The sequence below is a fragment of the Acidovorax sp. sif1233 genome (assembly GCF_019218755.1).
Classification (GTDB): domain Bacteria; phylum Pseudomonadota; class Gammaproteobacteria; order Burkholderiales; family Burkholderiaceae_C; genus Acidovorax.
The window spans coordinates 79290-88773 of record NZ_JAHUWZ010000013.1; the positions used below are offsets into that span (position 1 = coordinate 79290).

The following is a 9484-nucleotide window of genomic DNA, read 5'->3' on the forward strand; positions in this document are numbered from 1 at the left end:
TGCTTTGATTTAGTTGTAATTCCCTGCAACTGACGACAAATTTAGCGCCGGGAATGGCCGGTGCATGTAATCCAAATTTTTATATTTCTGGTACAGGCGAAAAAAAACCGGCGCCCACGTAAGTGGTGCGCCGGTTTTATATTGGTAGAAAAAGCAACGATCAATAGCTTAAACGCAATCGAAAAGAGCTGCTTGGGACTCATAAAGCACAGAGCAGCGAGCCTTGAGTTCATCCACGCTGCGCTGGCCATGAAGATCCTTAGACTGCAGCCATTGGCTACGCCTCAGGATCTCGTCCATCATGCGGCTGTGGCCAAGCCCATTGGTGAGGATGCCTAGCCGCTGGTAAATGCGGTACCCCTCTGTCCAATCCGGGTTGTCGTCACGACAGTAATCCCGAATGTAGTCCTCCGCAAGAAAGGCCAGGAAGTCCATGGGGGTCTCCTCGTTTTCAGTGCAATAAGTGACGGTACGCAAAGCTAGCACTGGCGCGGGGGTGGTCTGGGTAGACCGTTGATTTCATTGACTTTCCTGTTCGCTTTGTAAACGGGTATGGTGGCCTCCCACTTTTGAGGTTCACGATGCAGGGTTGGCACACAACGTTTTTGGGGATGCGTGGGCTCCCCCGCGATATCAGCGACTTCGAGATGAAGGCATTTTTCACCTTCGATGGTGCCGAGCGCGACGCAATCAATGCACGCCGAGGTGATTCCCACAAGCTTGGTCTGGCGCTCCATATTGGTTTCCTGCGCATGAGTGGGCGTTTGCTCGGTGCCTTTCGGGTAATTCCAGTAGCCTTGTGGCGCCACCTTGGCAACGAGCTTGGCATTGCAGCACCAGAAGTCGCCTCGCTGAGAGCCATGTATGAACGCGGGCGCACGCTATTCGATCACCAACAAGTAGCCTGCACGGTCCTTGGATTCCAGTGGATGAGCGAGCACCAGCGCCGCTCACTGGTACGTGAACTGCGCGACGAAGTGGCGCGCTGCGCCGACCGCGATCAGCTACTCGTGCGGGCGCGTCAATGGCTGTACAAGAACAAGCTGGTGATCGTGCACGAGCGGGCAATTCGGACACTGATTGCGGCGGCACTTGCCCAGCTTGAAGTTGAAACAGGCACCGCCATCGCCGCCAGCGTTGATCCAGCAACACTTGATCGCTGGCGAGCCTCAGTTTCAGAGCTGCGCCCAGATGGACAAACCCAGCAGAGTTGGCTATGGGCTGCACCGGCGAAACACTCAACCCGCCAAATCAGCGAGGTACTGGAGCGCATCGACCTGCTTTACACGCTGGACGTTCATAAGCACCTGGCAGACATCCCCGATCTCATCTTGCGCCGCTACGCGCGCCGACTTGTCTCCAGGCCGCCCTCAGCCGGAGCCAAGATCAAAGAGCCAGCGCGCACCGTGGAGGTCGCATGCTTTCTTCGGTATTGCCTGTTCACCACCACAGACCAGTTGATCCTTATGGTGCAGCGCCGGATCGCCGATCTGTGGCGTCAGGCTGCCGCCGATGTCCCCGCTACCGTCAATTGGGCCGCAATGTACAAAACGCTGCTCGGCGAACTTGTTGCCTTGAGCGCGCAAGGTGCGGTGCCAGATGCTGAGTTGCGTGCCCGTCTTGAAGCCTTGATCACCGAAACCCAGAAACGCAAACCACCGAGCAGGGCCTCCCTGGTCCGCGAGGGATTGATTGATGGAATTCGCCCCGTGCGGTCGTTGCTCGTCGCCATTGCAAAGCTGCCCTGGCAGGCCACCGGCGAGCATCCTGCCATCGAGTACCTTGCCAAGCTGCAAGCTTTATATCTCAAAGGATCCAGAAAGCTGCCAGTTGAAGTGGTGGCACCAAGTCTGGGAATGATCTGGCAGGTTTCGATCTCCAGCCCAGACCGGGAACGGGCGTTTCAGGCGTTGGAGGTGGCCACCCTGTTTGCCCTGCGCCGCGCGGTGCGCAATGGCTCGGTCTGGATTGAGCACAGCCTGAGCTTTCGGGGTCGTGCGCGCTTGTTCTTCACGGACGAGCGTTGGCAGGCAGAGTCCAAGAAACACTATGCCCGTCTATCGTTACCCAGCAAGGCTGCCACTTTCTTGAAGCCTTTGCTGGCCAGAGTAACTGCCGGTGTCGATGCGGTGGCCGCTGCAGCCCGCAGTGGCGTACTGCGCGTGGATGATGAACTCCATTTGTCGCCATTGCCCGCAGAGGACGAAGACCCAGAAGTGACCAAGCTGCGCGCGGCTTTGGATCACCGCATCGGTGAGGTTCAATTGCCGGAAGTGATTCTGGCCGTTGACGCCCAGGTGCGCTTTAGCTGGATCATGCTCGGACGTGAGCCGCGCTCTACCGACGAGCTGCTGATGGTCTATGCCGGCATCATGGCCCACGGCACCAGTCTGACTGCGGTCGAATGCGCGCGCATGATTCCGCAATTGTCTGCCACCAGCATTCGCCAGGCCATGCGCTGGGCGCGGGACGAACGGCGTCTGAGCCAGGCCTGCCAGGCTGTGCTGGAATTCATGCAGCGACACCCGATTGCCGCCACCTGGGGGCGGTCCGATTTGGCATCTTCTGACATGATGAGCATGGAGACCACCAAACGGGAGTGGCAAGCCCGGCTTGATCCTCGGCGCAACACACCTTCCATTGGAATCTACTCCCATGTAAAAGACCGGTGGGGCATCTTCCATGCGCAGCCCTTTGTGCTCAATGAGCGCCAGGCGGGCGTGGCCATTGAAGGTGTCATCCGCCAAGAAAAGCTGGAGACCAGCCAGCTTGCTGTGGATACCCATGGCTACACCGACTTTGCCATGTCACATGCCCGTTTGCTTGGTTTTGATCTTTGCCCGCGGTTGAAGGAACTCAAACAGCGCCACCTCTTTGTGCCACGCGGCACCAAAGTGCCCGCAGAAATCGCTGCGGTGTGCGAAGCCAATGTCGACGTCGCTTTGATCGAAAAGCATTGGGATAGTCTGGTGCACCTGGCAGCCTCGGTCATGAGCGGACATGCCAGTGCGGTGGCAGCTCTTGCGCGGTTCGGTTCTGCCGCCCAGGGCGATCCAATCTATGAGGCTGGCGTGCAATTGGGGCGGTTGCTGCGTACGGCGTTTTTGGCTGACTACTTTGTCAAGGACGCTTTCAGGAACGAGTTGCGCCGGGTGCTCAATCGGGGCGAGGCTGTTAACGCCCTCAAGCGCGCCATTTATACCGGCCGGATCAGCCCGGCGCAGGCCAAACGTGTCGATGAAATGCAGGCTGTGGCCGATGCGTTGAGCCTGATGGCCAACATCGTGATGGCGTGGAATACCTCACAGATGCAGGCGGTCCTGGATCGCTGGTCGAACCGCCGCCAGGTCATTCCACCGGAACTGATCGGGAAGATTGCGCCCACCAGGCTGGAGAGCATCAACTTGCGGGGTGTGTTTCGCTTCCCGGTTGACCGCTATGCTGACCAAATCCTGCCTTCGCGGCCAAATGCATCGATAACTGGCACCAATGGATGAAACCGACCACGGTTTGACGCCACGAATCGCAGATTTGAAAGTGAACAGGAAAGTCAATGAAATCAACGATCTACCAACACCACCTCCGCGCCAGTGCTAGCTTTTCGTACCGTCACTTATTGCACTGAAAACGAGGAGACCCCGGGCAAGAACACCAATGTGTACCTGGGCTCAGCCGAACTCTCGGCCATCTGCTCCAAGCTGGGCCGTATTCCCAGCAAGGAAGAATATCTGGCCGACGTGGGCGTCATTAACCAGAGCAGCGACAAGATCTACCAGTACCTGAACTTCGACCAGATCGAAGAATATGTGGAGAACGCCAAGGAAGCGACTGCCTGAGCGGCGATGGCTCCCTGAAACAACAAACGGCCCTTCGGGGCCGTTTTGCTGCGTAGCCTGGCTGAGGAGAAGTCTGCAGAATGCTGTGTATTTACACAGTATTTATGCCAGCCACCTCCAAGCCCAAGCTCTACAACCCGCGCCACCCCGAGCGCACGCTGCTCTACCAAACGGTGGCCGAGCATTACGAGACCTGGCTTGATCTGGCCAGCGCCGGCCAGTTCGACGGCCAGGGCGACCACCGCAGCCCCAAGCCCTATGTGCGCCAAGCGTTTGCCAAGTACCTGGAATGCGGCATCTTTGCCCACGGCTTTGCCCGTGCCCGCTGCGACGACTGCGGACACGACTTTCTGGTGGCCTTTTCCTGCAAAGGCCGGGGCGTCTGCCCCTCGTGCACCACGCGGCGCATGGCCGAGACAGCGGCACACCTCACCGACCACGTCTTCCCCCGCCTGCCAGTGCGCCAGTGGGTGCTGTCGGTTCCCAAGCGGCTGCGCTACTTTATGCAACGCGACAGCGTGGTGCTGGGCATGGTGTTGCGCATCTTCTTGCGCGTCATTGAGCAAACCCTGCAAGCCAACAGCCCATGCGCAGCGCATGCGAACAAGGCCGCCCTGCACATCGGTGCAGTCGCCTTCATTCACCGCTTTGGCTCCAGCCTGAACGAGCATGTGCATTTCCATGTGTGCGTGGTCGATGGCATGTTTGAGGCGGTGGCAGGGGAGGCGAGTGAGCAGGGCACCCGCACCACAGCGATCAGCGTCATGTTTCACCCGGCTATCGGCATCGACCCCGAAGCGGTGACCCAAGCCCAGGCCAGTTTGCGTCGGCGCATCCTGCGCGCCTTTGTGGGCCGGGGCCTGCTCGAAGGCTTCGAGGCCCAGGAGATGCTGGGGTACAAACACAGTGGGTTTTCGGTAGACACCAGCGTGTGCATAGCAGCACAAGACCGAGCGGGCCTGGAGCGCCTGCTGCGCTACTGCGCACGGCCCCCGTTTGCGCTGGATAGGCTGCGCAAAGCGGGCAGTGAGCTCATTTACCGCTGCGCCAAGCAGCACAGCGAGCCTGGCAGTGACCGGCGCGACCAACGCAAGGCAAAGCGAGGTGTTCGGGCCGACGAACTGCACCTCACGCCGCTCGAACTCATCGACCGCCTTGCCGCGCTGGTGCCGCCACCGCGTGCGCACCGCCACCGGTACTACGGCGTGCTGGCGCCCAATTCACCCCTGCGGGCTGCGGCGGTTGCACTGGGCGCAGGCCAAACCGCAGGCGCGGGCACGGGCACGGCACAGCCCGAGCCAGGCGGTGTGACCGCAGCGGTGGATGCCATGGGAGTGGCCACGGTCGGTGGTCCCAGCCAGCCCGAGCCCACCCAGCCAGCTCTGCCCAAACGCTCAGCTCACATTCTGTGGGCGGTGCTGATCGCCCGCATCTACGAGGTGTTGCCGCTGTTGTGCCCGCTCTGCGGTGGCCAGATGCGCATCATCGCTTTCATCACCTACAGTGCCGACCTCCGGCACATCCTGGAGCACATCGGGGTGGAGACAGAGCCGCCTCGCATCGCGCCAGCACGCGGGCCGCCGCTGTGGGATGGGTGCGATGTGCCGATGGGCGATGGTGTCGAGGTTGAGCCAGATTGGGGCGAGGCGGCCCAACCGGCGCCGGACTTTGAGGTCGATCAGCGCGTCAGTTGGTAAGGGAAGGCAGCAGCGGTTTGGCCGCGCGGCAGGGCTGCGTCTGTCACTGCCAAAAAATGTGCAAACCGAAAAATCTCGGGCTACTGGCGCTGATCAAGCGCTCAGGCAGGCTCAGCCTGAAGGCCTGTGATGCCCAAAACCTGGGCCATAATCGTCCTCCTGTGGTTGGATTTCCTATCCGCCGTGCCCACTGGCGCATGGGCGTACCGCGCCGCTGACGCGCAACGCCGGCCGCGCTCCAAGCGCCCCCAAGCGCATCTGTGGATTGCGGCCAGCGCGGCCGCAATGCCTTCCGATAGCCTGTTTGCCTCCGAATTGCCATGTTCAGTACCGCCTTCCTCGATATCCCCCCTCTTTCCCGCGCTCAGGGCACGGTGAGCCTGCCAGGCTCCAAGAGCATCTCGAACCGCGTGCTGCTGCTGGCAGCGCTGAGCCAGGGCACGACCGTGGTCCACGACCTGCTTGACTCGGACGACACGCGCGTCATGCTCCGGGCCCTGCAGCAACTGGGCTGCACGGTGGAGCCCGCGACCATCACCCTCGGCCAGCCTGTGCGCATCACCGGCCTGGGCGGCGTCCTGCCCTCCGGCGCCACTGCCGAGCTGTTCATGGGCAACGCCGCCACGGCCATGCGGCCGCTGACGGCTGCCCTGTCCGTGCTGGGCGGCGACTTCCAACTCAGCGGCGTGCCGCGCATGCATGAGCGCCCCATCGGCGATCTGGTCGATGCGCTGCGCCAGCTCGGCTGCCGCATCGACTATCTGGGCAACGAGGGCTTTCCTCCGCTGCACATCCGCCAGCCCGATCTCTCGCAGCTGCCGCACAGCCCCATCCAGGTGCGTGGCGATGTCTCCAGCCAGTTCCTGACCTCGCTGCTGATGGCACTGCCGCTGCTGGCCACCACGCGCGACATCACCATCGAAGTCGTGGGCGAGCTGATCTCCAAGCCCTACATCCATATCACGCTGGAGTTGCTGGCCCGCTTCGGCATCGCCGTGCACAACGAGAACTGGCAGCGCTTCACCATCCCGGCCGGCAGTCGCTACCGCTCGCCGGGCGAGATCCATGTCGAGGCAGATGCCTCGTCGGCGAGCTACTTCATCGCACTGGGCGCCATCGCCTCGGACAGCGCCGAAGGCATCCGCATCCTCGGCGTGGGACTGGACTCCATCCAGGGCGATATCCGATTTGTCGAAGCCGCGCGCGCCATGGGCGCCGAGGTGGAGGGAGGCCCGAACTGGCTGCGCATACGCCGTGGCGCCTGGCCGCTCAAGGCCATCGACCTGGACTGCAACCACATCCCCGATGCCGCCATGACGCTGGCCGTCATGGCCCTGTATGCCGATGGCACGACCACGCTGCGCAACATCGCAAGCTGGCGCGTCAAGGAGACCGACCGCATCGCGGCCATGACCAAGGAGCTGCGCAAGCTGGGCGCCGAAGTCGAGGAAGGCGCGGACTTCATCCGCGTCACACCACCCGCATCCACCGCCGCATGGCGCGCGGCCAGCATCCACACCTACGACGATCACCGCGTGGCCATGTGCTTCTCGCTGGCGGCCTTCAACCCGGTCGCCCTGCCGGTGCGCATCGAAGACCCCAAGTGCGTCGCCAAAACCTTCCCCGACTACTTCGAGGCCCTGTTCTCGGTCTGCGAGACGGCCCGTGCGTGCATCCCCGTGATCTGCATCGATGGCCCCACCGCCTCCGGCAAAGGAACCATCGCCGCCGAGGTGGCCGAGGCCCTGGGATACCACCTGCTGGACTCGGGCGCGCTGTACCGCCTCACAGGACTGGCCGCGTCGCGGGCCGGCATGGTGCTGGACGAATCCCACGCCCCGCAGATTGCCGCGCTGGCGCGCGCGCTGCCCGTGCGCTTTGATGCCGAGCAGCGCATCTGGCTGGGCGACGAGGATGTCACCCTGATCCTGCGCAGCGAGGAGTCGGGCATGAACGCCTCGCGCGTCTCGGCCCTGCCGGCCGTGCGCGATGCACTGGTGGACCTGCAGCTGTCCTTCCAGCAGCTGCCGGGGCTGGTCGCCGACGGCCGCGACATGGGCACGGTGATCTTTCCCCATGCTCCCCTCAAGGTCTATTTGTCGGCCTCCGCCGCCTGTCGCGCCGAGCGCCGGCATAAGCAGTTGATTTCCAAAGGAATTGCCGCTAACATAAGCGCCCTTCGGGCAGACCTTGAAGCACGCGATGCGCGGGACATGAACCGCAGCGTTGCACCCCTCAAGCCCGCCCAGGATTCCATGCTGCTTGACAGCTCCGAGCTTTCCATCGAAGAGGTGGCAGAGCAGGTGCTTTCATGGTGGCAGGAACGCCAGCCGTTCGGCCGCGACTGATTGCCAGTTGCGCCGCACTGGAAAGTCAATGAAATCAACGATCTACCAACACCACCTCCGCGCCAGTGCTAGCTTTTCGTACCGTCACTTATTGCACTGAAAACGAGGAGACCCCCCATGGCTCCATCTTCGTCCACGGCGAGCTTACGCCCCTCCTCGTAGTCGCAGACAAGAGCCCCGTTCTTCAACGCCTTCAGCTTGATGTCACAAGACTCGTGATGCAACTCCATGAGCGGGTCTCGCATTCCAGCCATGCTGTTGATACCCGTCACTTGATACCAATCCTCGCCGACGAAAATGCGGCCGACTCTTGGTACTGGTGATGGTGGCATATAAGGCACTTCAGGCGCCTGCTCGTACATCCCCCGATCCACAACATCAAAGTAGGTCTTGATGGCTGTGAAGGGGGGGGAAAATGCACTAGCAGACCATTTGGCGTCAATGAGGATCAGCTGAGCAGCCGAGATGATCGCTACACCTGACAGCCTCTCAGCAGTCAGGGTGTAAATCAGTAGTTTGCGTAACGTCTCCGGTGAGAAGGCGTCGGCAACTACTTCAATGTGACCATCCTTGGCAATGGTGCGTCCAAGATGATTCCGTAGTGACCAGTCGTATTGAATGTTCACCAGGTAAGTTCTGAGCCGATTCAACGGCTTCAGTTGTCCGTACTTGGTGGGGTTCGACTCCACCAATTGCTCGGCAGAACGATCAGTCTTCCCAGCCCGAGTACATGACCAGCAGCCGCTGCGTGTGGAGCAGGGAGTCGAAGAGCCCCGTACTGCATCAGCAGAGAGCACCACGCAGCCGCCGCCGGCGTCTCGGTAAAACTCGATCACCTCAGAAAAGTCCGAGTACGACTCCAATAAACCTGCAGCAGCATAGCCAAGGGTTTCCCACACATCGTCCGCGCTGAACGAGAAGATGGGTGTCAACCGAAGATCTCCGTCAGAGTTTGACCAGATCCCATCCCCATGCTCGCGCCTTGCGGCAATTCGCACGTCGCGCGCTGCAGATTCGCCAGAACGAACCCCAGTCATCACGACAGGCCTATTCCAGCCCTTGTGGCCGTCAGCCTTGATCATTGCCTCTTTCAGCAATCGCTGGCCCACGTCAACTTTCCATGACTGACTACAGTCCATCGTGGGAGATGACGGATAGGTTGGAAGGGCCCGCCCCGTGAGTACGCGCCCAGGCCAGCTTGAGTTCAGATCCGGCTCGCCCGTTAGCACAATGAGTGTGAAGTCGTGCTTTGCAGCAAAGGCCTTCATCTTTGTGAGTTCGGCCATCGCCAAGGCTGCGACAACAGGATTTTCAACCCCGGTAGAGCTGTGAGTCACATAGATCGGCGGGAGGCTGAGCCCCCTACGCCGATAGTCCGCAGCAACTGTGAGCAACAAGCAAGCCGTCGCGCTCGAATCCTTGCCCCCGCTGTACGCCAAAACGGCAATGTGCCGATATTCAAACACCTCGCGGATGGTATGCGTTCGGCCAACCCATCTTGCGCCTGACTTGAATGGATGGTGTGCGCGCCAGCGCATGGTTTACGCTGCCATAGACTCGCGGTGAACAGCCGCCGTCACGCGGCTGAGATGTGCACCGACGA

The 9484-nt window shown here is 61.1% G+C and carries 5 protein-coding genes and 1 pseudogene; 4 read left to right on the forward strand and 2 right to left on the reverse strand.

Annotated features, from left to right (window positions below):
• Positions 1 to 168: 168 nt before the first annotated feature.
• Complete coding sequence (locus KW843_RS25935; RefSeq protein ID WP_218298001.1) at positions 169 to 435, reverse strand: hypothetical protein; 267 nt, start codon at positions 433 to 435, stop codon at positions 169 to 171.
• A gap of 146 nt (positions 436 to 581) precedes the next feature.
• Here KW843_RS25935 and KW843_RS25940 point away from each other — a divergent pair, with 146 nt between their 5' ends.
• The 4 genes and pseudogenes from KW843_RS25940 to KW843_RS25955 all read left to right on the forward strand — a co-directional run bounded on the left by KW843_RS25940 (position 582) and on the right by KW843_RS25955 (position 7881).
• Positions 582 to 3497 (forward strand): Tn3-like element IS1071 family transposase, encoded by a 2916-nt coding sequence (locus KW843_RS25940; protein WP_218298002.1) that lies wholly within the window; start codon positions 582 to 584, stop codon positions 3495 to 3497.
• A 144-nt stretch (positions 3498 to 3641) separates the two neighbouring features.
• Positions 3642 to 3836: pseudogene (locus tag KW843_RS25945) on the forward strand (hypothetical protein); the annotation flags it as partial.
• Positions 3837 to 3940: 104 nt separating this feature from the next.
• Positions 3941 to 5533: an IS91 family transposase gene (locus KW843_RS25950; protein WP_020229221.1), complete on the forward strand. Its 1593-nt coding sequence runs from the start codon at positions 3941 to 3943 to the stop codon at positions 5531 to 5533.
• A 320-nt stretch (positions 5534 to 5853) separates the two neighbouring features.
• Complete coding sequence (locus tag KW843_RS25955; protein ID WP_204581106.1) at positions 5854 to 7881, forward strand: bifunctional 3-phosphoshikimate 1-carboxyvinyltransferase/cytidylate kinase; 2028 nt, start codon at positions 5854 to 5856, stop codon at positions 7879 to 7881.
• A 68-nt stretch (positions 7882 to 7949) separates the two neighbouring features.
• Here the strand turns inward: KW843_RS25955 and KW843_RS25960 are convergent, their stop codons facing one another.
• Complete coding sequence (locus KW843_RS25960; protein ID WP_218298003.1) at positions 7950 to 9419, reverse strand: hypothetical protein; 1470 nt, start codon at positions 9417 to 9419, stop codon at positions 7950 to 7952.
• Positions 9420 to 9484: the final 65 nt, after the last annotated feature.